This window comes from Streptococcus mitis (assembly GCF_003942965.1).
GTDB classification, from domain to species: domain Bacteria; phylum Bacillota; class Bacilli; order Lactobacillales; family Streptococcaceae; genus Streptococcus; species Streptococcus mitis_BH.
Genome location: NZ_RJOG01000082.1, coordinates 1 through 873, shown reverse-complemented (window position 1 = coordinate 873; position 873 = coordinate 1). Strand labels below are relative to the sequence as shown.

At 31.3% G+C, this 873-nt stretch carries 1 protein-coding gene; it reads right to left on the bottom strand.

Annotated elements, in window-relative coordinates:
* Positions 1-57: 57 nt before the first annotated feature.
* Positions 58-873, bottom strand: an 816-nt coding sequence (locus tag D8837_RS09405; RefSeq protein ID WP_221762431.1) for a helical hairpin domain-containing protein, incomplete at its 5' end; no start/stop codon positions are given.

Below are 873 nucleotides of genomic sequence, written 5' to 3'. Positions count from 1 at the left end.
ATATTAATCAATAGCATAAAGATAGTTAATCTTTAACCACCATAGGATTAGTTCTTGTTATTCCAATAGTATTTCTATACTAAATTTTTTATCAAAATCCTTATCATTCAGTACTTTTACAAACATTTCTAAATTTTTTATTAAGCTCTCATACTCATAAAGATAATGATCTAGCTCCTCTTGAAACGCTCTTATTTCTTCGCTTACTTGTTCTACTGTAATTGATTCTGGCAAATTTAATTTTGAAAAGTCATATCTTGCAAGCTTTCGACTGCTCACATCCTCACTCTTTAAATTGATAAGCACTTCCGCCATCTTATTTAAGTTGGCGATTTTTTCATTAATTTGATTTAGTTTTATATCTATCTCTGCTATTTCTTTTACTAACTCGTCTTTAATGTCTTGGTATTTCTTATCTGCTTCAGTTAATTCAATGAAGAGGTTAATCTCAGTAATCTTTTCCTGTAGACTCTTAACTGTAGGTCTTCTGTATGGTATTACTCGACTATCGTTGGTTAGCTGTTTTATCAATGTTCGTCCTTTGACATACTGATTCTTATCCGAATGTTCTTTGTTATATACAAAGTATGAAGTTGTCTCACGTATAAAGATTTTATATTTTGTTTGATTCTCTTCTTCCAAAATATCTAATTGATAATTGGGAATGAAAATGAGACCACTTTGCTTAATACCAAAAGACACTTTGATATAAATGCCCTCATCAACTAGCTTCTCTATTTGGTTCTCTGCAAGTTCCACTTCAAATTCACGAACGGTATCTCTTTTTTCCTTAAATGTCTTAAAGGCTTCCTCAATCTCTTCAGTGGATACTTTATCCTTATCTCGTTCTTCTTGGAAAGCATGGTACTGTTC